General features: G+C 40.0%; 22 protein-coding genes and 1 pseudogene. 5 read left to right on the forward strand and 18 right to left on the reverse strand.

Going from position 1 to position 26,396, the window contains the following annotated elements; translation table 11 throughout:
* Positions 1 to 73 precede the first annotated feature (73 nt).
* Entirely contained in the window at positions 74 to 460 is a 387-nt protein-coding gene (locus AAFN83_RS14800) for an iron chaperone (protein ID WP_347770674.1), read from the forward strand.
* Between the two features lie 159 nt (positions 461 to 619).
* Here AAFN83_RS14800 and AAFN83_RS14805 read toward each other — a convergent pair.
* Positions 620 to 1,036 (reverse strand): annotated as a pseudogene (locus AAFN83_RS14805) (MerR family transcriptional regulator).
* Between the two features lie 148 nt (positions 1,037 to 1,184).
* Between AAFN83_RS14805 and AAFN83_RS14810 the strand changes: the two are divergent.
* The gene (locus tag AAFN83_RS14810) at positions 1,185 to 2,225 is read left to right on the forward strand and encodes an NAD(P)-dependent alcohol dehydrogenase (RefSeq protein WP_347770676.1); all 1,041 of its coding nucleotides are present in this window, start codon (positions 1,185 to 1,187) and stop codon (positions 2,223 to 2,225) included.
* 46 nt (positions 2,226 to 2,271) lie between these two features.
* On the opposite strand, the gene AAFN83_RS14815 is transcribed toward AAFN83_RS14810, so the two are convergent.
* Positions 2,272 to 2,586 carry a hypothetical protein gene (locus tag AAFN83_RS14815; protein WP_347770678.1) on the reverse strand — a complete coding sequence of 105 codons (315 nt, stop codon included), beginning with the start codon at positions 2,584 to 2,586 and terminating at the stop codon, positions 2,272 to 2,274.
* 269 nt (positions 2,587 to 2,855) lie between these two features.
* On the opposite strand from AAFN83_RS14815, the gene AAFN83_RS14820 reads away from it, so the two are divergent.
* Genes AAFN83_RS14820 through AAFN83_RS14830 form a run of 3 tightly spaced genes read left to right on the forward strand, consistent with a single transcriptional unit; the run spans position 2,856 to position 5,860 of the window.
* Positions 2,856 to 4,136, forward strand: coding sequence for a phosphotransferase enzyme family protein (locus AAFN83_RS14820; protein WP_347770680.1), 1,281 nt, complete (start codon positions 2,856 to 2,858; stop codon positions 4,134 to 4,136).
* Complete coding sequence (locus tag AAFN83_RS14825; protein WP_347770682.1) at positions 4,129 to 5,376, forward strand: class-III pyridoxal-phosphate-dependent aminotransferase; 1,248 nt, start codon at positions 4,129 to 4,131, stop codon at positions 5,374 to 5,376. Before AAFN83_RS14820 ends, AAFN83_RS14825 begins: the two co-directional genes overlap by 8 nt.
* Positions 5,377 to 5,401: 25 nt before the next feature.
* Positions 5,402 to 5,860 carry a GtrA family protein gene (locus tag AAFN83_RS14830; protein WP_347770684.1) on the forward strand — a complete coding sequence of 153 codons (459 nt, stop codon included), beginning with the start codon at positions 5,402 to 5,404 and terminating at the stop codon, positions 5,858 to 5,860.
* On the opposite strand, the gene AAFN83_RS14835 is transcribed toward AAFN83_RS14830, so the two are convergent.
* The 16 genes from AAFN83_RS14835 to AAFN83_RS14910 all read right to left on the reverse strand — a co-directional run bounded on the left by AAFN83_RS14835 (position 5,850) and on the right by AAFN83_RS14910 (position 26,380).
* Positions 5,850 to 6,863, reverse strand: a complete 1,014-nt coding sequence (locus AAFN83_RS14835; RefSeq protein ID WP_347770686.1) for a zinc-dependent alcohol dehydrogenase — start codon at positions 6,861 to 6,863, stop codon at positions 5,850 to 5,852. The two genes, AAFN83_RS14830 and AAFN83_RS14835, sit on opposite strands and share 11 nt — an antisense overlap.
* Entirely contained in the window at positions 6,841 to 8,241 is a 1,401-nt protein-coding gene (locus AAFN83_RS14840) for a helix-turn-helix transcriptional regulator (protein ID WP_347770688.1), read from the reverse strand. The genes AAFN83_RS14835 and AAFN83_RS14840 overlap by 23 nt, the downstream gene beginning before the upstream one ends.
* A 203-nt stretch (positions 8,242 to 8,444) precedes the next feature.
* Positions 8,445 to 8,756 (reverse strand): hypothetical protein, encoded by a 312-nt coding sequence (locus AAFN83_RS14845; protein ID WP_347770690.1) that lies wholly within the window; start codon positions 8,754 to 8,756, stop codon positions 8,445 to 8,447.
* A gap of 22 nt (positions 8,757 to 8,778) precedes the next feature.
* Positions 8,779 to 9,861, reverse strand: a complete 1,083-nt coding sequence (locus tag AAFN83_RS14850) for a hypothetical protein (protein ID WP_347770692.1) — start codon at positions 9,859 to 9,861, stop codon at positions 8,779 to 8,781.
* 707 nt (positions 9,862 to 10,568) lie between these two features.
* Positions 10,569 to 11,888 carry a hypothetical protein gene (locus tag AAFN83_RS14855; protein ID WP_347770694.1) on the reverse strand — a complete coding sequence of 440 codons (1,320 nt, stop codon included), beginning with the start codon at positions 11,886 to 11,888 and terminating at the stop codon, positions 10,569 to 10,571.
* The gene (locus AAFN83_RS14860; RefSeq protein ID WP_347770696.1) at positions 11,885 to 12,769 is read right to left on the reverse strand and encodes an AbiJ-NTD4 domain-containing protein; all 885 of its coding nucleotides are present in this window, start codon (positions 12,767 to 12,769) and stop codon (positions 11,885 to 11,887) included. Before AAFN83_RS14860 ends, AAFN83_RS14855 begins: the two co-directional genes overlap by 4 nt.
* A gap of 50 nt (positions 12,770 to 12,819) precedes the next feature.
* Positions 12,820 to 13,419: a hypothetical protein gene (locus AAFN83_RS14865; protein ID WP_347770698.1), complete on the reverse strand. Its 600-nt coding sequence runs from the start codon at positions 13,417 to 13,419 to the stop codon at positions 12,820 to 12,822.
* A gap of 76 nt (positions 13,420 to 13,495) precedes the next feature.
* On the reverse strand, positions 13,496 to 14,245 hold the full coding sequence (locus AAFN83_RS14870; protein WP_347770700.1) for a TatD family hydrolase: 750 nt from the start codon (positions 14,243 to 14,245) through the stop codon (positions 13,496 to 13,498).
* Between the two features lie 14 nt (positions 14,246 to 14,259).
* Positions 14,260 to 15,603, reverse strand: coding sequence for a Qat anti-phage system QueC-like protein QatC (gene qatC / locus AAFN83_RS14875; RefSeq protein ID WP_347770702.1), 1,344 nt, complete (start codon positions 15,601 to 15,603; stop codon positions 14,260 to 14,262).
* A gap of 2 nt (positions 15,604 to 15,605) precedes the next feature.
* The gene (locus AAFN83_RS14880) at positions 15,606 to 16,331 is read right to left on the reverse strand and encodes a hypothetical protein (RefSeq protein ID WP_155612114.1); all 726 of its coding nucleotides are present in this window, start codon (positions 16,329 to 16,331) and stop codon (positions 15,606 to 15,608) included.
* Positions 16,332 to 16,338: 7 nt separating this feature from the next.
* Positions 16,339 to 18,297, reverse strand: coding sequence for a KAP family P-loop NTPase fold protein (locus tag AAFN83_RS14885; protein WP_347770704.1), 1,959 nt, complete (start codon positions 18,295 to 18,297; stop codon positions 16,339 to 16,341).
* A 106-nt stretch (positions 18,298 to 18,403) separates the two neighbouring features.
* Positions 18,404 to 19,570: a UvrD-helicase domain-containing protein gene (locus AAFN83_RS14890; protein WP_347770706.1), complete on the reverse strand. Its 1,167-nt coding sequence runs from the start codon at positions 19,568 to 19,570 to the stop codon at positions 18,404 to 18,406.
* The gene (locus AAFN83_RS14895; RefSeq protein WP_347770708.1) at positions 19,515 to 21,143 is read right to left on the reverse strand and encodes an ATP-dependent nuclease; all 1,629 of its coding nucleotides are present in this window, start codon (positions 21,141 to 21,143) and stop codon (positions 19,515 to 19,517) included. Before AAFN83_RS14895 ends, AAFN83_RS14890 begins: the two co-directional genes overlap by 56 nt.
* Positions 21,144 to 21,240: 97 nt before the next feature.
* Positions 21,241 to 22,164 carry an AlbA family DNA-binding domain-containing protein gene (locus tag AAFN83_RS14900; protein ID WP_347770710.1) on the reverse strand — a complete coding sequence of 308 codons (924 nt, stop codon included), beginning with the start codon at positions 22,162 to 22,164 and terminating at the stop codon, positions 21,241 to 21,243.
* Between the two features lie 413 nt (positions 22,165 to 22,577).
* Positions 22,578 to 24,746 (reverse strand): TnsD family Tn7-like transposition protein, encoded by a 2,169-nt coding sequence (locus tag AAFN83_RS14905; RefSeq protein WP_347770712.1) that lies wholly within the window; start codon positions 24,744 to 24,746, stop codon positions 22,578 to 22,580.
* The gene (locus AAFN83_RS14910; RefSeq protein ID WP_347770714.1) at positions 24,665 to 26,380 is read right to left on the reverse strand and encodes a TnsD family Tn7-like transposition protein; all 1,716 of its coding nucleotides are present in this window, start codon (positions 26,378 to 26,380) and stop codon (positions 24,665 to 24,667) included. The genes AAFN83_RS14905 and AAFN83_RS14910 overlap by 82 nt, the downstream gene beginning before the upstream one ends.
* Positions 26,381 to 26,396: the final 16 nt, after the last annotated feature.

Here is a 26,396-nt window from a genome sequence, read left to right on the forward strand (position 1 = left end):
CGACCAATGCTACAGTCGAGCTTTGGCCTGTGCTACAATAGACGCAAAAACGATACCGGGAAAGGGGAAGCTTATGGAAGGCAAAGCCGCATTTACTTCCACGGACGAATACATTGCACTGTTTCCACCAGCGGTTCAAGAGCTTTTGCAAACCTTGCGCAACGTCATCAAGCAAGCCGCCCCGGACGCCAAGGAGAAGATCAGCTACCAGATGCCGCCCTTTGATCTACACGGCAATCTGGTGCACTTTGCTGCCTATGAGCACCATATCGGCTTCTATCCGGCGCCAAGCGGGATCACGGCTTTTCAGGATGAATTATCCGCTTACAAAAGTGCCAAGGGCTCGGTTCAGTTTCCCCTCGACCAGCCGCTCCCCTACGAACTGATCTCCCGAATTGTCCAGTTTCGGGTTCAGGAGAATACGGAGAAAGCCGCAGCCAAGGCGAAAAAGAAAAAGTAGGTAGGCGCCCCTATCACATGCACAATCCTGCTTCCGAGAGATCAAAAAAGAATAAAGCCCCTCAGCTGTTAGCTGAGAGAGCCTCCATCCTTGCAAATATGCCTCCTCCTGCCGGATTCCCTCGAGAGGAGGCTTTTTGTTTTCCTAAGCTGGTTTCGATTAGTGAGGCAAGGAACTTTCGGCTTTATCCGACTTATGGATCTTCTCCGTTCCGGCATTTAAGGCTGATTTATATTAAGAGCATTTGTACTCAATCGTCTCCATCGTCTTTCGAAGTTCCTCCATCTTGGCTTCCACGGTTGCCCTTCGTTCCAGGAACATGTCGTACCTTTGCTGTAAGGTGGAATCGCCCTCATGGCACCAATCGATGAAGGTCTTGATCTCCTTGATCGGCATTCCGGTTGCCTTCAGGCATTCCACAATTTTTAGAGCTTCAATATCTGTTTCGGCAAACCATCGGGTTCCGCTGGATGTCCGCTCTACAAAAGGCATAAGCCCTTCTTTGTCGTAGTAACGCAAGGTATAAGGCGTTAGATTTAGTTCCTTCGCCACTTCGCTGATCGAATATTTCCTCATCCTCAATCTCTCCTATCGCCCTACTGTGCCATTGGGTAAAGAAGGGCTTGACTTAGAGTTAACTATAAGGGGTACCATTGGATTTGCCAAGGGAGAGGATCCACCCCCTCTTCTCGGCTGAGACGAAATCACAGGGAGGTTTTTACTTATGATAAACGCGAAAGCCCGAGCTGTCGACGGCCCCGACCAACCGTTTCGAGCGGCCGAAATTGAGCGGCGCGATCTGGATGCGCACGATGTTCTGATTGAAATCAAGTACGCCGGCATTTGCCACTCCGACATTCACACCGCTCACGGCGAATGGGGTCCGGTTCACTATCCCCTCGTACCGGGGCATGAGATCGCCGGCATTGTAACGGCGGTTGGCCCTGCCGTTACCAAATACAAGCTTGGCGACCGGGTAGGTGTTGGCTGCATGGTGGATTCCTGCGGCGAATGCGAGAACTGCCGGAAGGGCGAGGAGCAATACTGCCTCCGTGGAAATGTCCCGACCTACGCCGGCGTGGACAAGTACGGCGAACCTACCCAAGGCGGGTATTCGACCCATATCGTCGTAACCGAAGGCTTTGTTGTTCGAATTCCGGATACCATCGAACTGGATGCCGCTGCTCCCTTGCTTTGCGCCGGGATCACGACGTATTCTCCGCTCCACCATTGGGGTGCGGGCCCCGGGAAAAAGGTTGCCGTCGTCGGCATGGGCGGCCTTGGCCATATGGCCGTCCAAATCGCCCATGCCATGGGCGCCGAGGTCACCGTCCTGTCTCAATCGTTGAAGAAAAAGGACGACGGCCTGGCCCTCGGCGCTGACCATTATTATGCCACCAGCGATCCCGAAACCTTCCAGAAGCTGGCCGGATCCCTTGATTTGATTATCAACACGGTAAGTGCCAATCTTGATCTAGATGCTTACTTCTCGCTCCTCACCCTTGACGGAACGGTGGTCAACGTTGGCGCGCCTGGCGAGCCGATGTCCTTGAATGTCATGTCGCTCATCGGCTCCCGCCGTTCCTTTGCGGGCTCCATGATCGGAGGGATTCAAGAGACCCAGGAAATGCTGGACTTCTGTGCAGCCCACCATATCGTTCCCCGAATTGAAGTCATCTCCGCCGACGAGATTGATGAAGCCTATAAGCGAGTGCTGGCTTCCGATGTGAAGTATCGCTTTGTCATCGACACCAGCACGATGTAAGGAAACGAAAAAGGCAACCACCCTTGAGGCGGTTGCCTTTTTTACGTTACCCTTCCACAATATCGGCCTGCAAATCCGTTGCAATTTCAATCATGACCGGCACGATCTCTTCATGAGAAAGGGCAACATACAAGTCCCCCATATAATGGCGGAACGGAAATTGAGCGTCCCCGTGCGCCCACATGAAGAAATCCCCTTCTATGCTCATCGTACTCTCCGGACCCTTCACCGTAAAAACCCTCTGGTAAGTAAAATCCGTTCTCGTTGCAAAATAAGCTTGGCATTCCTCAAGGGTAATCTCCTGCACCTCGCCAGTTTGTTTCATGGATCGGGTTATGCGAAAACGTTGTTTCGGATTCATTTCTATCCTCCAGAAGATCATTCTGTCTTGTCACTCATTACCTTAATCGTTCGGTTTGGTACTGTCAACGGAGCACCTATTCTTGATTATTCTTTTATCAATGTTATATATATTAACTTTATATGTCATTAATTATTACTATATAATCAGCTCAAAAGTTTATATTTTCCCATTTTCACGCAATAAAAAGTTGAGTATTATGATTTTAACGTTAATAATAACGTCTAATGTCAAGTATATGTGGGTTATAGGTGGAGATGAGGTGACATATGAAGACACAGCATAAAGGTATATTTCGTGAGCTACCCTTTGAACAACAGGTCGATCATGTCAAAGAGGTAGGAAGACGTGCCCTATCGAAATGGGGATATCCCGAAAATGCTACCATGAAGTTGTTAAATTTTACGGAGAATGCAACCTTCTCCGTGGAAGCCGAAGAAAAGCAAAAAATCATTATGCGTGTCCATCGACTGGATTATGCAGAGGAAGAAACCATCCTTACTGAGTTGAAGTGGATCATGGACTTGAAAAAAGATACCGATATCGAGCTGGCCGATCCTATTCAATCTGAAACAGGAAAATACGTGGAGGGAATTGAAACTCCGGAATATAGGGAAACGAGATATGTTGTATGCTTTACCTTTCTAGAAGGCCATACACCTGTAGATAGCAGTGATGACAATAAAGCGGTCGGAGAAATGATTCGTAGAATTGATAAAATCCCGGACAACATTACGATTCCTTTATTTAAACTAGCAGCTGTCATTTACGCAAAAGTGGGAAAGCTGCAAAGAAAATCGTCGATGAACGATATGGATCGCAGACTCTTTTTTGAGGTTGGGATGATTGCCGGGAAACTTCACGCGCAGTCGAAAAAGTGGGAGCAGCCGTTTTACTACAAAAGAATGGAATGGGATTTTGAGGGTACCTTTGGGGTAGAATGGAACAATTTTTATGGAGAAAGCTACCGCTCCGAAAAATGGCTAACCGCTTCTGAAATCGCAGCTCTGGATTGTTGTGTGGACATGATAAAACGCCGTTTGGAGGCCTATGGGAAAGCTCCGGACCGATATGGAATGATCCATAGTGATTTACGAATCGCAAATCTGTTGATGAATGGCAATGCGATCGGTGTGTTGGATTTCGATGACTGTGGAAAAGGCTGGTACATGTATGAGATTGCAGGTGCCGTAGCACTCATTGAGCATCGATCTGATTTGCAAGAGATCATTCAAGTGATCCTAAAGGGCTATGAGTCTGTCTTGCCCCTATCCAATGAAGATAAAGAAGAAATTGAGACGTTCATTATGATGAGAAGAATCGGAATGCTGCAAAGCTTAATCTGCCGGATCGGTGCTGTTATTCCTGGCGACGGAGAAGCAGTCGAGCTTACCCCTGAGATCCTTGCTTTTTATGCCAAGGGAACGGTTGTTCTCGCCAAGGAGTACCTGAAGAAATGCAAGAGAAAAGCATTGCCCGTGTCCGATCCGGTTTTTACAAGGCCGACACGGTCTACCATCCACAAATATAGGAGGACTTCAAATGAGTAAGGCTCACACTATTTATGAAGAAGCGTATGAGATGTGGAACCCCAATAAGGTTGATACCTTTCGAGGATATGGCATTGAGCTTTCCATGGGCGAAAGGGCCGGCAGCCGGTTTAAAGACTTGGACGGGAATGAATTCATTAATATGCATTCCAACGGCGGAGTCTTTAATTTGGGCCACCGCAATGAAGAAATCAAAGAAGCTTTGATCAAAGGCGCCGAATTGGTGGATGCAGGGAATCACTATTTCCCCTCTCACTATAAGAATGAATTATGTCATGCTCTCTTGAACGTCTCACCAACCAATATGAAGTATGTGTACATGCTAAGTGGCGGCGGTGAAGCCAATGACGCAGCCATTAAGTTTGCCAGGAGAGCGACCAAAAGAACCCGAGTCATCGGTCTTGATTGTGCCTTTCATGGTTCAACCGGAATATCGATGCAGGCCGGCTATGAAAGCATGGCAGAATTCTTCAATATGAAGCCGAATCCGGAGCACTATACGCACATCCCGTATAACGACCTGGAGAGTTTGGAAGACGTATTGAAATTAAACGATACGGCGTGTGTGATCATCGAAACCCTTCCGGCTACAGCAGGCTTTCCTATGCCAATGGAAGGGTATCACAAGGGCGTCCAGGAATTAGCGCATAAATATGGTGCTCTCTTTATCGCCGATGAAGTGCAGACGGGACTCATGCGAAGCGGTCAGATGTGGTGTGTTAGTAAATATGGAGCGACACCTGACATCATTGTAACCGGAAAAGGACTTTCCGGCGGGTATTACCCGATGTCAGCCGTCATTATGTCGGAAGAAGCAGGCGCCTGGTTAAAAGAAGACGGGTTTGCCCATGTATCCTCTTTTACTGCACCCGAGTTGGGCTGTATTGTCGCATCCAAGGCCATGGAGATTACCTCCAGACCCTCTACCCAAGAGAATGTAGCGATGCTGACTGCTCTATTTGCAAAAGGCCTTGATGACATGGTGGGGAAATACCCCGATTTCATTACCGAAATCAGACAGTGCGGAGTGATTATGGGGATCAAAACAGCTCATCCCATGGGCGGAGCTGCTCTCATGGGGTCGCTAATCAAAAATGGCGTCTGGGCGGTGATGGCGAACTTCGACAAGTCCACGCTACAGTTTAAACCAGGCTTGTTAATGAAGGAAGAAACGGCGAGGGAAGTGTTGGTTCGGTTAGACAAAGCCATACAAGACATGAAAGTAGCTCTCCCCCTATAACCGGAGCATAAGAAAGGAGATCCGCATGGTAAATAAAGCAAGGACAGAGTTACTCCGAACGGTTAAGTATTTTGGAATCGCAGCTTCTGCCGGCGTCATTCAAATGCTGATGTTTACCGTGCTTGATCAATTTACCCATTGGTCCTATTGGTTATGTTATATAACCGCGCTGGTACTCTCGATCTTGTGGAATTTTACCTTGAATAGAGAGTTTACGTTTAAAGCGAACAATAATATTTCAATAGCCATGATGAAGGTAGCCCTGTATTATGCTGTCTTTACACCTGTCACTACGATAATGGGTAATCACCTGGTTGAGAACCTCTCCTGGAACCCCTATCTTGTCACTTTCCTTAGCCTGTTCTTGAATGGCGTTACGGAATTTTTGTACCAACGGTTTTTTGTATTTGGAAAATCAATTGACGGAAAAGTGGCGATCTCCCTGAAAAAGTTGGATGCTGCTGCATCAACCGTCAGGCATTAATCGTTAACCCTATTCGCGGATAATGATAGTTCTGCTCTACATCGAAGGCAGTGAGAGCCTCCTTCATGGGATATTCGGAATGGATTAAGGGTTGTAAGTCTAACGAATTCAGAATAGTCCGTGTCTCGACAAGCTCCTTTTTTGTGTATAAAAAGGAGCTTGTTATGTTTATATTCATCAGGAAAAATTTAATCGAATTAATCGTAAAATCGATAGGCAAGTCATAGTACACCATGAGCATCACCGTACCGCCTCTGGCCACTACATTTGTGGAAACCGAAAGCCATTCCGGATGACTGGAGGTTAGAACAACGGTTTGAAATCCAATGAAATCCGACAATTTCATCAGTTCTGTTCTGTAGGTATCTTCGCGAGGATCCACGACATAATCGGCCCCAAGCTGCCTGGCCAGTTTTTGGTTTGCTTCTTTAGGGTCCACGATGGTGACCGTTTTGGCTCCTGCTTGTTTGGCAAGCTGAAGCAGGACCAATCCGTTAAAATCACCGCCAAAAATACAAATGTTCTCTCCTCTTTGGATAGCAGCTTTGCGGAAGGCATGATAGACAACGGCCACGGGTTCTAAGAGGCACCCTATGGAAAAGGGCATATCGTCAGGAATGGGCACAACCTGATTCTTATCCCACACGACATATTCACAGATCGTACCGGCCTTCGAGGTTAGTTCCAGGCAGTTGTTTTCTTCCCCCTTCTCACAATAAACGCATTTTCCACAAAACTGCGCAATTGTACCCGATACATGCTGACCTAGATAGAAGCCGTCCTTTTTGGCTGCTGCTCCCAGGCCTACAATAATACCGGACATTTCATATCCGGCTAACCCGTTTTTGGCATAAAAGTCCCATGTTCGATACACTCTAAGATCTTGGATGCCAATTGTGCTATACATGACTTTAATTTTAACGTCATTTTCAGATAAAAGTTGGGGTTCGTCTATTTCCTTAGAGGCTAGCATTCCATTTTTATATTTCCATAAGGCCCACATATTTTTTTTGAAAGTCCTCCTTATCTTCTCTTAACAAACGGAATTCAAGTGCAGAAAAGCCGGTCGCTTTCCGGAAGGTCTTAATAAAATAACCCGTGTCACGAAATCCGACAGAAGAGGCAATGTTATACACTTTTTCATTCGTAAAAAGAAGCAGATACTTCGCTTCCTGCATTCTTAAGATGTGAAGGCTCTCTGCGATGGTTTGATGAAACTGGCTTTTGAAAATCCGATTTAGGTATACTTTGCTCAGCCCCAGCTTGTTTGCGATGCCATCAAGCGAAATCGTTGTGTGATACTCTTTATAAAGTGTTAGGATGCATGGCTTTATCTTATCTTGTTGCGAAGAAGATCGATAAGCTCCCGGGACAAAGAGTTTCGATTCAAGCAGCCAAGCCAGTTCTTCCTCAACGCTTGGGAATCCGAAATCTATGCTTTCCTTGAAAAACAAGGAGTATACGATTTGTAGATGCATGCGGATGTATTCCAGAACCGAACGATCGTAGCTCTCCTTTATGGTGTGCATATACATATCCTGCAAAATGTGCTTGGCTGATTCTATATCAAGGTCTAGGAGATCGCTCAACAATAATAAAAATTGCTTTTTCAAATCATTGCGAGCTGGCGAAATGACGGGATGTTGTAAGGTTTGGAGGCTTTTCGTGTCGCCCAGTATGAAATAGAGGAGAGGAATCCGATCTACCATTTCCTCAAGGGTCGACTGCAGGTTTTTCCATGGGATATTTTCTTTGTAAAACAAAGCGGTCTTCTGCCCCAAAATTTGAAAGATGAGAGAAGAAAGCTTTGCATAACTAAACTCTTTTTTGATTTGGGAGCGGTTCATATAGAAGATAGCAATCGAATCGGAGGTATGAATCAGATGCAGATTACAGAATGGAGTCGCTTTTGCAATCAGGGTTTGGCAAGAGGTACGATCCAAAACATCCATCTCATGAAAAATCCTTATGACAAGAACATGATAAGAATCCGGATGGATCATAACCGAGTGCGTTCCATTCCAGGTAACCGTAATCTTCGTATTCCGATTTTGTAAGGAAGACCAGTGTCGTTGTCTTATATGGTCGATGATTTCATGAAACAGTTCTTTGCTCAGGGTACCCTTGTCCAGCAAAAACAGATTATCCTTTCTTGGATAGTCAAGATCGGCTTCATCACAGATAAGAAGAACATGAAAAGGCCAATTGTATTGATCCATTTGATCAAGAATATCTTCAAAAGGTAAGAATAGGGAAGTGTCTACGATGACAATGTCGGAATGCGTTTCACAAAAAACATCAACGGCATCCATGCTGAAGGGAACCATATGAATCCGGAACAAAGAGGGATCTTCCAGCATTTCATACATGTTTTTTAGCAAAATTCTGTTTTCCGAAACTAAAACAATGTGGTACAAAAAATCACCTACGATTCTTTGTTAGAAATGTGTCTCTTCAAGCTCGGCTACCCCATGAGTTCCCTACTCATTTATTCGACAAGAATGCTTGTTTCCCTTGAAGCTTAACAACTTGGGAAATGAAAACAAGCGATGGATCGGTTCCATCGCCGCGCTATCATAATCACTTAGTGTTGTGAAAAGTTATCTTTAATCGTCGGGTATCTGTTACTTACCAACTTTCTGAAGACCTCTCTATCAAGCCCTCCACCATCATCAAAGCTTAGAAGTTCATTTCTGATCAGTCGCTCTTCAATGATTTTAAGTTTTGCAATGAGCCAACCTATAGAAGTCGCAGCGTCATTATTGTAAGCTTCATCAAAAGATAAAAGAAGTTTTTTGGGTATAACCTTGCTCGTTCTAAGGTAATAATCTAACTGCGTGTTATATTCTACTGCGGACTTAATTTGTTGTGGATTTGGGTATTCCGGTATATCCATGGATCCCTCCATTGTGTTTTCTTCATTGATTCGCTCTTTGTTTTTTAATGTAAACGACCATATTGCAATCGGACTGCTCGGGGTCCACTACATGAACCTCATCGAACACTTCTTTTAGACGGCCATCTTTTTTATAGGCTTCCATCATTTTCGATTGATAGGTAGACTTTTCAAGGTAATCAAAACTTCGCCCTTTTAGCTCAAAATGAATGCTATTTAACCAAGAGGCAAGGGAGTTCTTCCTGGAGTATGCCTCTATCACGACACAACCACCAACCTGTAAAGATTCTGCATAATGAAGTAGCTGATTCGCGACCTCTTTTTGTGGCTTGTACCGCAGAACGCCTTTGATATCCCAAATAACATCCACCTTGGGATACCCTTCTTCCTTCAACCATTCTACTGCAAGGTCTGCGTTAATGCTGCCTTTATACCGAAAAATGAGGGTCTCTTCTTCAATTGGCCCCGGCTGTTCTTTACCGCTCAATTGGTCAGATGCAAAGCAAATAACAGGATGCCCTCTGGATTGAAGGAACCTAGAAAGCTTCAACTCATAGGTGGCGCGATTTGCTGAAGGCGACCAAATGACAATTCGCCCGCTCCCGAAACATCTGGCTTCTTCGAGATTCCGGAAGACGCGCTCCGCCCAATTGATTTTCGCGAGATACTGTTCGGTTGCCTTGGACCAGTTCCGGAAACGGCCTCCCTTTTCATAATCGAGTGACAGCATCTTCGGATGAATGTTCTCTAAAAGATAAAACATGAGTGCCATTGTTGCGCATCCCAAACCAGTGGCGAAGAATGCAAGCGAGCCATTTATCCAAGAAAAGAGGCTTACTTTCAAATACAGGATGGAGATTCCCTTCACTCCCATGAGTGCAGCTGAAGCTAAGATGGATATCATCACGTAAAAGCCAATTATAATGGCAAGAACTTTGTTCATCCCCATGAGGATCTGATTCATTGACCGCACATACTTAAGGAGAATCTGGATCACCCGGAATCGGAACCCTACCCTAAAAATGAAGTAAAGGATAACAGCCCCTGCGAGAATGTAGAAAAGTATCTTGTAATATTCCTCCAAGTCGAACAAGAAATAATCCAATTAGCAAGCCCCCCTGCGCTTTACTCAATCAGGTGGAAATTTTCAAAAAAATCGCCATCAACCCGGGCAAAAGCTATGATCGCATATCTTCATGCACTTTACCTCCGCATAAATGGAAAGGGAGCACCGAATTACTCCTCGGTGCTCCCTTCTAGCTGTCGAATCAAGTTCGTTAGGTTCACGACATCTTTTTACTGGTTCACGACTTTTTTATCATCTGACAACAATTAATTGTCAGGTGTAAAAAATCTCTGGAACCAATTTTGTTGATTTTATTGGGTTTGCCGCGGCACGTGATAAACATGAAAAGAAGAAAGTTGGTAACCACTAGAAATTACCATGTAAAGAATGTTGGAAACCGCTTGCTTTACTATTACTTTAAATATGATTATGCACTGAACCAACCTCTAATATATTCAACAATGCACGAGAATAACTTCCATATTTACTTCAAACTTAAGTTATTTTTTGGCTCAAACCAGAAATCAGTGCTTGACTTGGGCCGAGATGAGAAGCTACGGGACAGAGGGTTCTTCCGATCGCTGTTAAAGCCCGATTCCTTTTATTTATATGAGGACTATGGTGGGAATCGGTCTTTAAAGGCGAACACTGACGTTTCTCCAGAATCCCTCCGCCCCTCCGCTTAGCTCTGTTTTCTGTCAAGCACTGATTATTAGGTTGAGCCTATTTTTTATATAAATTATTGATCATAAAGGACGGATAATCCCAGCTTTAATACCTGCATTCATATTCCCATATAAACTTCTCACCATATTTTCGTTTGATTCTGCCGTATCCCATTTGGAAAACATAGCTTTGGCTGAATAAATAAAATGTTCGTCTACATGCGTTTCTATTTGTATATTATAATCGTGAAAAGATTCATAAGAGCTTATATATCTAAAATAAGCTTCAAATTGAAGGGCATCATCAAAATATGTATCAACTATAAAACAATAGGTTGAATCATTAGCGAAAAAATATTTATTCATCTTTTTCAATAAATCAAATTGCTTTTCATCTAATTGAAACCAATCATTAGATAAGCGTTTTTTTATTTCTGGATTGTTTTTATCGTACCTGAGATCATTCGCTAATTTAGACATATATTTTCCAGCAATTACGACCAAAACATCAGAAATTCGAAGTCCAACATGAGTAGTGGAATCTTCATTTTCTTTTATTGATGGAAACTTTAATTTTTTGAACGGTTCTATTGGTATCCCTTCATCAAGAATCAGTTCAGTGGACTGCATATTAAATTTATTGGCAAGGCTCATTTCTGTGATCCACAAATCAATGTCAAATGACACCTTGTTCCAATCAAATGAGCCTTCCTCAAAAGGGGTGTCTTTAATTAAATGCTTTGTTTTTCTGACTACTTTAATAATCTCCCTATAATTCTGTATTTGTCTCTCCATTCTCTTAATAGAATTGTTTTTTTCAACAAAATCTACCATGTGTTTCTGAATTTCTGTGAGAACCTCTCTATTTCCCATATTTGGATCAAAGATAGATTGAATTACACGTTCACTAGCTTCAATCTCCAAATATTTTACAAAAGAATATTTTAAAGTCCGTGCTGACGGTATATAGCCTTTTTCTTCTATATCAAGAATCCAACTTGTCAATCTATTGTCTACAACTAGAGACATTTTGTTTAACGAAAATAATAGATTATCAACTTCATTTTCAAGTAGTAAGTCGAACAAGGAACTATAAAAATCTAGTTCGCGTTTTTTAAGACTAGCGATACCATAATTGAAATTCTTGTTCAAAATATCTTTTCCTTTTAATTCTCTACCGTCAGGAAAATTTCTAGAAGACATGTATCTTCCTTCTAACATTTTATATTTATCTTCAATGTTAAGTAGGTTTTTCTCATTTATCTTAATTATGTCAGCAACATAAACAAACATGTTATCATTACCTAACTTAATTTTCTTCTCTTCATCATAGGGTGTCGTAATCCTAATTGTTTCTTGCGGACCTTTTTCATCAATATATAAGTAATCCAATTTTTTCATCCTTCTTTCACTTTATCCATACACAGGTCAATCAACGCAATTAAGCGATAGAATAAATAGTCAATTTGTTTCATAGACATGATTTGTATTTTGTTGGTTTCAAAGTGTCGTATTTGATACTTATTTCCGATATCTGTAAGGGTTTTGAACTCATCTTCTAGTAGTTTATCAAACTCTGCAGTTCCCTCCGCTATATTTAAAACCAAAGTTCTTGCTGAGGCTTTTTTGTTTGGGTCATAAAACGTTTTTATCCTTTCGAAAGCATCCCAAAGCTTTTCAATCGCGATTTGGCGATCTATCTCCTTTGGCTTACGAATATTCTCTATTGCTAAATTCACCAATTCATTCAAACGGTTATCTTTCGATTTTACACTTAGATTCTGAAGCACTGCATCTAGTTGAGTAGGTAAATTTCGCTTGATCATACCATCATTATCTAGATAGAAAACTATCCCGTTCCGTGCAAAGATTTGATTTATTTCAACTCGAAATTTTTCTTTTTCGATTTCTGTGTCTGGATAGAATATGTGAAAATGCTTGAAGTAACTATGATAGTCGCTTTCGTTTATATCATTTATTTTTGAGTAGCAGAATTCAATAAAGTCAAGTAAGGAGTACTTATCAATCTCGTCCTCATCCCATTTTACGTCTACAGGAATCTCTATATCAGGAATCTGAGCTCTGATAGCGGCATTAAGAAGTTGAATATCTGTGCCACAAACCATTTCATTATCTGGACAGGTAACAGGAAAATCGTATGAAAAGTTTTTCTGAAACCTTTTATACGTCCCAACTACTCCGTTATAAACAGAAGTGGTTATTTTTTCAGAACTCAACTCCTTTTTTCCAAGTTCTCTGTCACTAAAAAACTCATGTGTCATGTCTCAACCTCACTTCCATTCATATTGTTAGTAACTCTATGACTGTTGGATCACATTATATTACCAAAAAAAGATGGCTCAACTTCATTTTTGATTAGGCTCTCATTCAACAAATTAAAATGAAAAACTCGAATCATGTTGTTATTCTTCCTCAAATCATCAAGCATTTGTTGAAGCGTACGACCTTTACTATCCCTTGAGATAATTGTATTTATTGCTTTGATTTGTCCAGGTAGTGGCTCGCGATTTTTATTTTTCTCAATTTCATTCTTTATTTTTTGCAAAACACCTCCTGGAACCTGTCCCCAGCATATAACTATCAGATTGATTGCATTGAACAGTTGTTTTGCAGTTGGATGCCATGTATCATTTAACCCTCTATCTCTATTAGTACCATTGCTTGTTATTGTTCCAACATTTTCGGATACTAACGGGTCAAAGACCTTTAACTTGGGGTGCTGAATTAATTCAAGAAAATGATTTGCTGCATAGGTACCACATAAAAAAGTTCCTGTAACATCACTTTCTTTTGCTTTATAAGAGAAACAATAATAGCTGTCAGTAAGTAAGTCCTTAGTACAACTTTGGCGCTTTTGTCCATTTAACAATCGAACATGAGCGATGGGTTTAATGTTATATTCTTGAACCATTTTCTCTCTCACTTTTGATGATCTGCATAGGAGCATTTTATGCACCTCATTCCTCAATGTCCCGTCTCGCCATAAATTAAATCCCTTTAATATACTGTTGTATTGGGAATATAATTTTGTTAAAGTTATTTTTCACTTGCAACTCAGCATCTTCATATGAACATTCCCAAAAATTACTCAAATATTTCAGAACAAGCGATATATCACGAGATGTAACAACATTTCCTTCAACTTTGATAAAAGGTCCATCAGTTTCAGTTAACATTCTATCTCTTGGGATTTTCGCAATGATTTTACAACCATTAGCAGATTCAATCATTGCAGGGTTAATAGAAAAATAGTGTCCTTCTTCAACAATGGCTTTTATTAAGGATAATGAACCACTGTACCAATGAAAAACAGCCTGTTGAATTGAGAACTCTTTTAGCATTTGTAAGACTGTAGATTCTGCTCTTCTTGAATGAAGGGAAATAAATCGCGGTCTATCACTGATATGACTTAACACATGCCGCAGGCTTTGGAGTTGTTTTGTTTTTGTACTTATGCCTTCTCTTGAAAAGTCCAGACCAATTTCTCCAATGTATGATGTCGTTTTTGCATACTCAATAAATTTATTCATTTCAGTAGGTGTATGCTTATCGGCATAGATTGGATGTAAACCCAGAGCCACTCGAATATATTTAAATTCTTTCAAATGAGAATATCCCAATGCATAGTGGCTCGGTAAATTTGTAACTGCAATAGTAGGTATACCTTTTTTTTCATTTTCATTAGCTATTATATAAGGGCTCTTGTACAAATCTATATGGCAATGAGTATCAATCATTTTAATTCACATCCTTAAGTAAGACCGACCAATCGTTTAATTGCAGTTGTTCCTTTGTCATTAACAAGTTCCTTTATCTCGGTCATGGCTCGAATAACAAGATTTGAATATTCTTCAATTTCTTCTATAGACACACCACTAGAAAGCAATAATCTTTTTATTTCCTCAACTTTATAGTTATGCCCTAGAAATGATAACATAGCCCTAAAATCTAATACAGAGTCCTTATCGGCAGTCAATTCGATTTCGTCACTAAAAATCTCAACACCATATTTTTCAATGTCTGCATGTATAACATGCAATGACGCTCTTCTAAAAATACAGGGTACACATCTCCCACAACCCTTTGCATCTCTTCTAAACCAACTGGATTTATGCCCGCTTTTCCCACAGGATACTGAATCGGGTATAGCGTTTTGTAATACTTGTTGATTTCTGCACTGGCTAATTGCCTCTCCTTTGGTCTTCATACCTAATGGGTTTAATATTGGATTCGTTATCCCAACACTTTGTAAAATATAACTCAGCATTCGCAAATAGCTTGGATGAGCGGTTCTCGTGCTACAAGACCCTCTGCGAGATGGTGTAAGAGGTATATTCAAAGCAATTGTTCCATTCTCCGGTATTAACAATGGTACATCCTCACCAATACTCGCAGCTGCGTAGATGCCGATGGCCAGGAACAATATGGAGCGACTTCTGAAAGTTGTTTCTTTTCCTGAAGGCCTCTGCCCTGCCCTAACTTGTAATGAATCGATTCTGGTAGCATAATGTTGCTGCATATGTTTTAAAAGATTACTCTGATCTGTCTTAGGTCCACTTACTTGCCCATCATAGTGCCCCACCAGTAAAATATCTCCTTGTGGATTGCTTTCTAACCAGTCAACAGCACCCACTAATGAATCTAAACCACCCGAAAATAAGCAAACCATGTCTGCATTCACACGTGACAGGACTCTTCTTGGTGGACGTCTACTTTCTGCTGGCCTGTGTAACGAAGAAGTATTTTGATAAAACTCAATATCCCATATATCTCCTGTCAAAAATGACATACACTTATCCAAATTTTCCTTTTCAGCTTGCCACTTCATTAACTCATATACAGGAATTTTAATCTTAATATTCCGAGTCCATTTATCCTCTACACTTTTTCTCTCAACAAATTTATCTGTGGCATAGAACACAGAAGCCATAAACAAAAAGTCCAAAACAGTATTGTTCGGAATTCCACATCTTTGAAATAGTGTTTTAAAATCTAAATCAAGATTACTGACTTCTTGAGTATCGGTATTCTGAAGGGACACTTTTGCTAGTTCGCGTTTAGTTTTTTCCGCCGGGCTTACCGTCACATTTATCATGGCTAACCTCCAAATACATCTAGTGTTTTTTCTAATACTTGAACACATATTGATTCGCCTTCTGGCCCGCTCCAATCTACCTGTGTAATGTCTTTATCGAGAGAAAAGACTGTAATTTCTGATTTAATATAATCTAATATATCATTTAGGAATGCATCGGCTTGAGCATTACCAACTTTAGAAGCTAATCTTTCATAAAAAGATCGACAAAATTGTTGATAAACATAATAACCAAAAAACTTTTCCAGCATCTCCGTCAAACTGTCTGGGTTTGAACATCCTTCTAGTACTTGAGTGATTTCATCAATCCCCTCAACTTTCTCAAACATTTCGTCCATAAGTTGAGATAGAGCATTTCTGGCATCAACTTGATCGATAGTACTTGCTTCTTCTCCAAAATAATCAATAAGCGACAAAACAATATCCGATGTTGCCTTTCCCTTTAAATGCTCTAATCCCGTTTGTTTCAGTGCTTCATTGATTCCTAGACGGTTTACTAAGGAAAGAAATGAACCTAAATTCTTTGCAACAGCTTGAGCGCTTTTAGCACCCATACCTCCATTCCTTGCTACACCTTGCGTACCTCCATTGGCACGAATAAACTGTCCCACTAATTCCTTGGAGTTATCAGAGCCAGGGCGACCTACTTTAGCTAGCCTTGAAACTTTACTCTTCAGATCTCCCCATTGAGGGGTTGTTGGTGCATCGTAGCCTTTAGATGTTCCCATTGAATATCTACCTCCTTTTTTCGATAGGTTTTAAAGCTCGACCAATTTTTGTCTCGGTTGATTTTAATTGTTTAATTACGGGTTCAAAATGCTTATTCAGTTCTTGTTTACTTCTTTGCAAAGTAATCAAATCGTTACCAACCGCCGGGGGGATAGCATCCGCAGGAACATTTAATAAAATGCGAGCGAGAATTTCAATACTTTCAATGACATCCTTTTCTATTAATCCTCTTAATGCATCATAGCCAACTTTTTGATCTGGATTTCGGAGGATATGCTTTTCAATTTGATTTAGCAGTAAAATGCGATCATCTGTACTTAGTTTTAATGTAGAATCAAACGCACGTCCCATCCTTCCTGCATTAGAGGACAGAATGTCTTCAAGTATAGTTCTTACAAATGGTGGAATCATAGATACCCCTGATAAAGTTGAACTCAGCTTGTCCCTTGCTACCCAAAAATAATCCCTCAAATCTATATCGCTCAACAACGGCTCCATTGCCACCCAGCGGCGCATAAAAGAAGAAGACCATTCCGGAGCAATTTGTTTGGCCTCATCTTCATTTTCGAAATTACCATCAGGCGGTGCTAGCACCGCTTCAAGTCGCTTTAACTCTGTTGGCCTACCTTCTTGTTTAGCTTGCCACTCAAATAAATCCATGAATTGCTTATAGTGTCCGTACTCAAGAACCATCAATTTCACCAGAATGTCATCTCGGATACTTTGTAGTCCTGCAACCCTTGCTAGTTCTTTTCTTAAAAAATAGGCATTTAAGAATCGTTTAACTTGCCTTGGATTCCCCTTAAGCCCTTCTGTAATAAGCGGCGCAATGCTGGAACTGAAAATTAAACTTTCACTGAGAGTAGACGGAAGTTCCGCTTCACCAAATGCTTCTTTCACGGCAGCGTAACCAAATACGGAGTAACGATTTGCACACCTTTGTTCATCACAAGCCTTGTGCACTTTTCCAAGTAAGGTTTCATCTTCAACGTCCCTAGCACAAAATAGTAGGGCCATGTAGCTTTCAACCTCAGCCGGTGATAATTTGGGTAACCTATAGGGAACTTGTATTAACTTTTCTAAGTAGTCGGTTACAAGCCTCTCCGAGGCTTCAACAGGGTCTCGCTCATCCTTGAACTTCATTTGCGCATATCTAACTTCAATTGCATGACGTACTATCCGAGGGTCTGCACCTATAACAAATGCTGTTCTCTCAACATTTAAAAACAATTTAATTGCTTCTAAATTTTCTATGATGCGTTCGTTCGAACATCTGTCTAAATCATCAATTAACACGACTAAGGATTCTATATTCGTATCTTTAAGCAACTTTTCGAAGTCCTGTCGAAATGTCCGTACATCCATGGCGCTTGCTTCGCTCTTATCTTCCTTTATCATTTCCTCCCAATTAATATCGGATTTTGATTCCCCTTCTTCCCCTGTCTCTTCATCCTCTTTTGTCGGTAGAATTGATCCCAATGCTTTCTTACCAGTGCTCATTAAACTTGGTACAATACTTGCTCCGCCCGTTATGTACGCTGCCAGTGCAGGCATACCTATTTCCTTCACACCGAATTTCGCTACCCGCATCCAATTTACGGATTTCAAGAGCCCGGCAACTTTTTCTTTTATTTTAGGACCAAATCTTTTATGCTCACCGAGTTGTAATAGAATCGAGCTGAGGAGTGCTGACTTTGCATCATCATATCCTTCGAAAAGCCAACCATTGAAATATAAAACTGCTATTTTCTCGTATTTTGCTCTTTCAGGAGCACCCGGTGGATAATTTTCGGGATCTAAATCGTTCTCCAACATTTTCATAATACTTGTTTTTCCACTACCCCAATCCCCAAAAACCCCCAATGTGACTGGGAGTAGCTTAGGATTGGTAACAACTGACCTTATTAAGTCGGCATGAACTTTAAATCCCAGTAGATCCTTAGATGTTTCATTATCTGACCACATTGTAGTACACCTCCACTTTACCAATCTATGATAATGCTATTAAAGCTGAGTTTGCTTAATACGTTGGCGAAGCTCACAACAAGCTCATGTATCCATAAAATCAGTTTCATATTTTAAACTTTAAAACCGTAACGTCCTTACCACCAAAATTAATACTATCTTCAAAAAAATATTCGTTGGGTTTGAACTCTTTAACCACAAATGCCAAGCTGTATTTGGCTCGAGTGACACCAACAAAATATTTGTCCGGAGCCTTCAATCGACTTATAGGATCTAGCAAGAATGAATAAAGTGGCTTATTAGGAAAAATTAAAACTCGATCCAAAGTCATCCCCTTGCTGACACCAAAGTTTAGAGATGGATACCCCGAAGTTGACGTTTTGACATCGTACTTCAATATATTTGGTTTGAAGTGCTGAATGTAAGCATGTATATCTGTATGAAGAATCTGAAAAACCCCGATGGCCGGTTTTTCGGCTTCTAGCAGTCCAACGATCGGGTCCTCTGGGTATACCAGATTCGCAAAGTTTGCTATATCAGAAACAAATCGTTTGGAAATGTTATTTTTAACAATGTTTATTTGATGTGTGTCTTTGCAAGTCTCAAGATAACTAAAAACATGCATACCACCCTTTTTTCTATCCGATTTCGGATTGTGTGTCTTAAGAGTCGCTTGTTTATAGTCACCGACACAATGGATTTTGATGGATGAAAGGAATAAAACTTCGAGGAGTTCTATATCCTTTCCCACCAAATCCTGCAACTCATCAATATAGATGCATGCATATGTTTCCTCAAGCCTTTTTAGGACAGCGCCTTCTGATAATTGATTTAAGAAAAGTGCAAACTCGGTAGCATTGTTAGCCTTCACATCTTTGTTCTTGTTCAAAAAATACGACACAGTATTTTTTCTTGCATAATCAACACCATATGTTCTAGAAAAATCAAGAGACTTTATTTGACTGATTTCTCCTAAAAAGCTTCTCTGATACGGCCTGATTAATTCTTTCAATATGAATTGGAACCATGTGCTTATAACGACATTTTTATCAATCACACCATTATTTTGTTTTGCATACTCTTTCTTTATTGAGTAAACACCCTTATTTGTATAAGACAGCATCAATATTTTCTTATTAGATTTCTCAGTTATAGATTTCGCATCACTACACATTCCGTATGTTTTACCTGAGCCAGCACAAGCAAGAACCAATGTATTATCGTATCGCATCTTTAATATACGCGGGGTATTCGATACATTCGTCTGAATCAAATACCCTCATTCCCCATTCAGCTTTATTGTTAATCATAAAAGATTCTATTTCTACCACATTTTTTTTAATCATCGAATTCCCTTTAGAGATAACCCGTTTAAACTTGTTAAACACTTCCTCCTCAACTGAGTTAACAGCTAGTACACTCGGTTCGATTGTATGAAGTATTTCATTAGTTTCATAATATATTTTTATCAAATCACCATGCGCCTTGAGGTAGTCCTTATATTTATCTATGATATTCCGTTGAACATCCCCATCATTATCCGTAATAATTCGTAATGGTTTTCGTACTAAAACGGCTAAATCACAATACCTTTTAAAAGCCAGTGAATCAACAGTAATGACATCCACTCCATTTTCAATTGGTAACTTTCCGTGAACATCTTTGTAAGCACGTTGAATAATTAATTCATCAGTCGGCCCTTCAACCAATATTACTTTCTCTGCCAATAGAAAACGAACTGTCCCATAACCGGGCAGTTTTTTAAAGAAATCCATAGTATCAGGATCTACAGCATCCAGTTGATTTGTGTGCCCCTTATACAAGAGAATTATATTTTTAAGACCTAATTTGTTTGCTACAAAACTGCTGTGCGTTGATATAAAAACCTGTTTATTCTCATCTTGATTTATTTTTGAAATAAGACGTGACATATTCCCAAATGCTAAATTATTTTCAGGCTCCTCAAACAATACTACATTAGATTTCTCGGTATCTTGTTTAAATACCAGTTCCATTTTAATTAGATTTTGAGTACCAAAACCCATATCTTCAAAAGGAATGTTCTCGACTTCGATTGAAACCTCGTTCATCCAAGATTCGAGTACATCTTCCTGCATACCAAACTTAATCGCTTTATCATCAAGTTTTTCTTCTACTGCTAACCTTTCATTAAGGGCTATAACGTTCGGATTGTTATTAAATTCGTGTTTCATTTTTCTGTATGCTCTAGTTAGATGTACTTTTTCATCATCAGATAAATTGTTAGTAATTCTTGAATTAATAAATTTGTTTACTGCTGAGTCATAATCTTTTTGTGTAGTATCAATCAGTGATACCTTTACCGGAAAAGTCCTAAATATAATTGGATTGTCACCAAAATCTCTCCAGCTTACTTTGTAAAACTCAACCGGTATATCATAAATCTCTCCATCCTGTACCATCGTTTGAAATGCAGGTGAATAATCTTGATTAAACTCAACACTCATACGAATGCCCGGACAGTCTTCACCAAGCTCATTATTTGTTCCTTTATAACTAGAGTTACTGATATCATTATCGAAATAAGCTTCAACAATTATAGAAGGTAATTCTTCAATTTTCTGAGAAGGATCTGCAATGATTTCTTTAAAAATAGAACGAGATTCATAGTTGAAAAAAGATGCCTTTAATTGACGCTCAAAGGACGAATTATTTATTTTTCCACTCAGAAGGACTTGAATTATTTCAAGCAATGTACTTTTTCCTGAATTATTATCGCCAACAAAAATATTACAGCCGCTATTCACTTTTATGAGCTCATCTTTGAACATTCGATAATTTTTGATATAGAGTTTGTTCATCTTCATAATGAGTTCCCCCAAATTCCATATAGAATATCTGTCAGCCAACCTCTTTTAAACAGAATACTGAGCCATAGTTTCAATACCCACACATGATATTAAATCATCTATGCGTCCGAAACTTATGTGGGATTCCCATCTGTTCTTTCACCTTCCAAAGAAAGTCGCCGATCACAAAAACTCTTGCATTATTCATAGTTGCGGAATATCGTTTCTCTCGTGCATCCACTAGCAGAAGCTCGAATACGTACTCCCCAGCACATATTCCGTGCTCATCAATATTTAATCTAAACGGATCTGATGATTCAAAACCAACCATCAAGTGGCCAACTATTTCTGTTTTTGGTGGTACCGCTAATTTGAAATCCGCACCTATAAATTTATCCAATCCATATACGTGGTGCCTTGACAGTTCTTTTCCTTGATTATTGCGGACATATAATGTGCCACCGATTATCGTAATAGGTAATTCTGTTGTATTAGCAAACGCAACTTCAATAGATGCGCAACCCTGTGCATCATGTACTGCGTGTAGTGCATAATCTAGAAATCTTATCTCGAACTGTCCTTTATTAAAATACATGTAATCATAGTCGCTGCGTTTGGCTACTGTATTCATACTACCTTTGCGAATTAAGCAATATCCCTCGTTCAGTCTGTCAAATTTCTTTCTCATCATGTATGGCTTATTTTCTGTTTTACAGATCTTAAAAACAGCTAACACTACGCCTTTGTATTCATATCTGAAATAATCAAACTGTATTTCTGGTTCGATATTATTCAGAACCAGTTGCACATAATTGGATGAATCTATAAACTCTTTCGGATCTATTCCCTTTATCTCCTTACCTTCTGGTCGATCCTTGACTCCAATAATAATGAATTTATCGCCATTATGCCGGGAATTGGCCATCGCCATTATATCCATTAGTAAATCCATGCTCTTGTCTTTATGGTATTGTCTCTCTTTAAAGTCCAGATATTCGCACTCATAGCCAAATTCGATTAATTCAGAAATCTTATCCATAGACACCTCACTATATCCCTATGAATAAGGGACTATATGTTTACTGTAAAAATTCTACATCAAGCAAGAAAATCCTACTTCATACCCAAAAATTCCCGAAAAAAGCGGACCGATAGAAGCATATTGAAAAGGATAAGCCGCGATCGTGTTAATACACGCACTGCTCATCCTTTTGATCATTTAACTGTGTGGTTGGCTTCTAAATTTATTCTACGAAGCAACGTACCTACTGCTCTTTTAGTAGTAACTTTGCTTCGTAGTTGGTAGGTATTATTTTCTATGGATATTTCACTACTGAAGATCGCCGCGTCTCCATCTTTTTTGACAATTTGTTGCCTATTGGCAGGATGGGCTCCTTCACAAAATTTTCGATAGCCTATCCGCAGGACAAACCAACCCATATAAGCATGATTTCAATGACAACTCTTATCCTCATTATTGTGTCTTAGTAACTCCTCTATTTTCACTTTCAATTCCGAACTACATGATTCATATAATTTCGAATAACTTATTAGTGCGTCATACGAAATATTTTGATAACCATACTTGTATCTAAGTTTTGTAGCAACTCTTGCTACGCTTCTCATTAAATAGGAATCAATTTTCTCAATAGATTCATTTAGTGCTTTGTGACTAGCAGGCAGTCGGTCCTCGTTAAATGATTGCAACCGAGACTTTTCCAATGGAGATAGCCGGTTAAGTATCGTATATTTGCGAATTTGAAAATTTGAATCTTCTTTTAATTCCGCGGCTATTGTACATATCTTTTGTGATAATATTTCATCAAAAGAGTGAAGATCGATCTTTGCTTTAAACGCTTTTTTTCTAGGAAAATGCTCATCCAGCCAGGTGCTATCGTTTCGACATAACCAATTATATTCTCGAGGATGCATGCGCAGAAGAAAAAGCCGCTTATTTGTTTGATTAACTTGAGCAGTTTGCAACAGGGTTAATCGGTATGATTCCTTCGTTTCATCACGAGTCGTAGCGGCCATCTGCTCAATTGCCTGTATGGTATCCGATGGAATTAGAGGTGGATTGTGTCCCGAAAGAGTGAGCCTGGTTTTTTTCATCTTGTTAATACAACTATTTATTGCAGTTTCTGAAAATCCAGTTTCCTTATGTATTTGATATGGAGTGAATCCTTCTAAATACAAAGTTTCTACTCTTCCATACCACAAATTCCCCATCGAAACAATAAGAGGCTTATTGGGTTCTTGCCTACCTCGCATCCATCTTTTGGAGTAAGTAAATCCGCATACTGCACACTGAAATGTTGTTGTAATTGAAATCCCTCCTGAGATTTTCAACTTTCGCTCACACCTTTGAATTATCTTCTTTCCTTTCTGGGCACATATAGGGTTTAGACATTCCCATGGACCATGACCAAAAGGAATTGGATTTGCAATAGGATGCTCATAATTCAAAAAATTTGTTACTGAACTGAAAAGATACCTTATTAGCAAAACATAAAAAAGAATGTGCCTCCTCATATGATGTGGCTGTAAAAAGCGTCCGGCAAAATGTCTCGATAGTAGTGTATCCGCATTTAATCCTGTAACCTCTAATGTTTCAGGACTATGGCTATCTACTATCTTTTTCAACAACTCACTGCGCATGAACCGACCTCGATAATGAATTAAATTAATCTCCCACATTTTCATCATGATTTTACTTTGTATATACTCAGCATGAATGATGCCTGAGAGAGAGTTCAATGTATAAAGGTCTTTAAGTAGAGTATTCTGATAGTCGTATATAGAGGATTCAGATCGAATTTTATTAACTTTAATTGCATTTGAGCAACTAGGACATTGAGGCTTCGACAACAGTGTTTCTGCATAGTCCTTGTTGAGTGGGCAGTTACAGTCGGGACAATAGTCTATCAGTTCAACACGATGCAGATGACAGCAAGTCATAAAATCGAATTGATGTGCGCGATGAACATAACATTCACCGTATTTCTCGTAATCTTCATACAAGCATTTGGGGCAATATTTAACCTGCTTTGAAAATAGGTTTGTCACGTTAAATATGTTGTTGTTATAATTTCCGCTATGAGTTCGAATACGTTCATCCTCGTTGTTTCGATCAGTCCTGGTTAAAAAACAACTAATAAGCCTTACCCAAGTATGATGATTAATAAAATAATCAGATTCAAACGGATGTCGGTTCGGTAATTTTTCATACAACTTAATCAGGTTAGCAGGAAACATTGGATTTTTGTGAGATCTTAATTCAAATAGCTCTTCCTTGGTATCTGGAAATATTTGATTAGGAGACATAAGGTGGTATCTATAAATGATACTTCTGAAATCTTCATCTAGATACGGTTGCGGAAAAAACGCCAAACGTGACATCATGATCCTTCCTTTATCAAGGATTCGTCTACCGACGTGCAAACAAAACTTACGAAATGTTCGACCTACTAACTTCATATATAACGCGGCAATATCGAATAACCCTCTACCGATTTGTTTTCTGTGCAAATGAGAAATACTTAGCTGAGCAATTCCAAGTATTTTACATTCACTTCTTTCCTTAGTGGATGGTTTAAGCCAGCTAACTTCAGTAATCTCCACCCCAATACTTTTCCTTCTGTCTCATTAAGCTCGCTTGCAGCCCAAGTTAACCTACGAATTTGATATGTCTCTGTAGAATCGACGTGCGTCTTAACGAATTCATTGGTTTTGGGGAGCTTGTTTAGATTCTTCATAAGCTTATGTTTCAGATTGCCTGAATCCGTATGTCTGGCTATTGAGGCCAAAGATATTCTTTGTGGATAAGGCAACTGTTTCATCTGTTCGACTGCCTTTACCACCGCAATATACAAAATCTCATCTCGCTGATCCCAATCCACTTTTCGGTTGACCTTTGTTAGCGAACATCCTTTCTTGTTGATTTTTCTTGATCTGATAGCTTGACTTTGGCTTCTCACTTGGTTCAATATTGCTTTATTTGTATCAAGATGCTCTGTTTGATTTTTTACAGTCCCAGGATCGACACCGAGAATTTTTGCTTTCTGACGGAGAGAGGTACTGGTTTTATTGAGACATCTCAATTGGTCATACCATACCGGACCAAAAGCTTTAATTCTGCCTATCCGGTTCCGATCCTCATCACATGTGTCCGGGCCTCTTCTTGAGTATACAAATCCGCAACTGCATTGGAAGGTACCGACCGGCTTTGAAGTTGTTGAGCAATGAGTAACTGCACATTTTTCAACAACACTTTGATTGTAATGATCAGCTGCTTTATTGAGGCATGGCCAGGGCCCGTTTCCAAATGGATGATTATGGGGAGTGACAAAAAAACTACCGACAGATTTTTCAAAAAAACCGAGTATTAATAGATGCCTTAGTGGATGCATAATTTCTTCTTGATGCCTGATTATTTTATGTAACCACGTATCAGTGCTATTTGAATCGATACCGCAGTCTAGGTATTCCAGCAGTTTATCAGTGTAAATATTCCGAAAATCCTGTATAAGGCGATTAAATCGTACCCGACCACCTATTGTTTGGTATCTTTCCTTTGGGAGCACCATTCTATAGGATGCGGTCTTTTCTTTAGATTTTGACTGGGACTGTAGAAGTAAATTCGATTGAACAGCAATGAATGCCAGATGATCCAACCAGTTCGCGTCAATATCGGGTTCGGTATAGTCCGATTCACCGTGCATTGCTAAAGGCACAAATGAAAACTTGTGATGAAGCGTGGAGTATTCTACCCTACTGATCTTTAAGATGCTCCTATGCAATGGACATATAAATACACCAGGTAACTGATGACAGCGATGCCAATAAGGCTCGCATATCTCACTATCCGATTTAAAGCATTCGCTACAAAATCTTAGCTTCACCGGCAGTTTTATAGAAGAAGCCAGCAATCCCAAGGAGGCATGAACTTCCCCTTGTTTGTTCCCAGCTTCCATCAAAGATTGTACTTGATGGATTTTATTTTGCTTCATAAAGGAAGTGTAATAGGGAAGTAAAGTATGATTCTTGATGATTTGATCGGCCGTATATTGTCCATTTAAATTATTACTAAGACACGTTAAGTGACTTGGCAAATCTGCAGTTGCACAAACCGATCGATTACCGAAAAGGTCTTCGATTGTTTGTCTTTGTGTCTTATTTCCTGAAACCACATGGTATCTGGCAATGCTGCTGTATAGCAATTCATCCTTATAGAGAGTCGGAAAATAGGCTAGCAATAGAATCACCCTTTCA

Source organism: Gorillibacterium sp. CAU 1737 (assembly GCF_039888655.1).
Taxonomy (GTDB): Bacteria; Bacillota; Bacilli; order Paenibacillales; family NBRC-103111; genus Gorillibacterium.

What these genes read in the sequence shown, in the direction of transcription:
- AAFN83_RS14800 (WP_347770674.1), top strand. Translation starts at nt 74, where the DNA reads ATGGAAGGCAAAGCCGCATTTACTTCCACGGACGAATACATTGCACTG.
- AAFN83_RS14810 (WP_347770676.1), top strand. Translation starts at nt 1,185, where the DNA reads ATGATAAACGCGAAAGCCCGAGCTGTCGACGGCCCCGACCAACCGTTT.
- AAFN83_RS14815 (WP_347770678.1), bottom strand. Translation starts at nt 2,586, where the DNA reads ATGAATCCGAAACAACGTTTTCGCATAACCCGATCCATGAAACAAACT.
- AAFN83_RS14820 (WP_347770680.1), top strand. Translation starts at nt 2,856, where the DNA reads ATGAAGACACAGCATAAAGGTATATTTCGTGAGCTACCCTTTGAACAA.
- AAFN83_RS14825 (WP_347770682.1), top strand. Translation starts at nt 4,129, where the DNA reads ATGAGTAAGGCTCACACTATTTATGAAGAAGCGTATGAGATGTGGAAC.
- AAFN83_RS14830 (WP_347770684.1), top strand. Translation starts at nt 5,402, where the DNA reads ATGGTAAATAAAGCAAGGACAGAGTTACTCCGAACGGTTAAGTATTTT.
- AAFN83_RS14835 (WP_347770686.1), bottom strand. Translation starts at nt 6,863, where the DNA reads ATGTGGGCCTTATGGAAATATAAAAATGGAATGCTAGCCTCTAAGGAA.
- AAFN83_RS14845 (WP_347770690.1), bottom strand. Translation starts at nt 8,756, where the DNA reads ATGGATATACCGGAATACCCAAATCCACAACAAATTAAGTCCGCAGTA.
- AAFN83_RS14855 (WP_347770694.1), bottom strand. Translation starts at nt 11,888, where the DNA reads ATGAAAAAATTGGATTACTTATATATTGATGAAAAAGGTCCGCAAGAA.
- AAFN83_RS14860 (WP_347770696.1), bottom strand. Translation starts at nt 12,769, where the DNA reads ATGACACATGAGTTTTTTAGTGACAGAGAACTTGGAAAAAAGGAGTTG.
- AAFN83_RS14865 (WP_347770698.1), bottom strand. Translation starts at nt 13,419, where the DNA reads ATGGTTCAAGAATATAACATTAAACCCATCGCTCATGTTCGATTGTTA.
- AAFN83_RS14870 (WP_347770700.1), bottom strand. Translation starts at nt 14,245, where the DNA reads ATGATTGATACTCATTGCCATATAGATTTGTACAAGAGCCCTTATATA.
- qatC (WP_347770702.1), bottom strand. Translation starts at nt 15,603, where the DNA reads ATGATAAATGTGACGGTAAGCCCGGCGGAAAAAACTAAACGCGAACTA.
- AAFN83_RS14880 (WP_155612114.1), bottom strand. Translation starts at nt 16,331, where the DNA reads ATGGGAACATCTAAAGGCTACGATGCACCAACAACCCCTCAATGGGGA.
- AAFN83_RS14885 (WP_347770704.1), bottom strand. Translation starts at nt 18,297, where the DNA reads ATGTGGTCAGATAATGAAACATCTAAGGATCTACTGGGATTTAAAGTT.
- AAFN83_RS14895 (WP_347770708.1), bottom strand. Translation starts at nt 21,143, where the DNA reads ATGAAGATGAACAAACTCTATATCAAAAATTATCGAATGTTCAAAGAT.
- AAFN83_RS14900 (WP_347770710.1), bottom strand. Translation starts at nt 22,164, where the DNA reads ATGGATAAGATTTCTGAATTAATCGAATTTGGCTATGAGTGCGAATAT.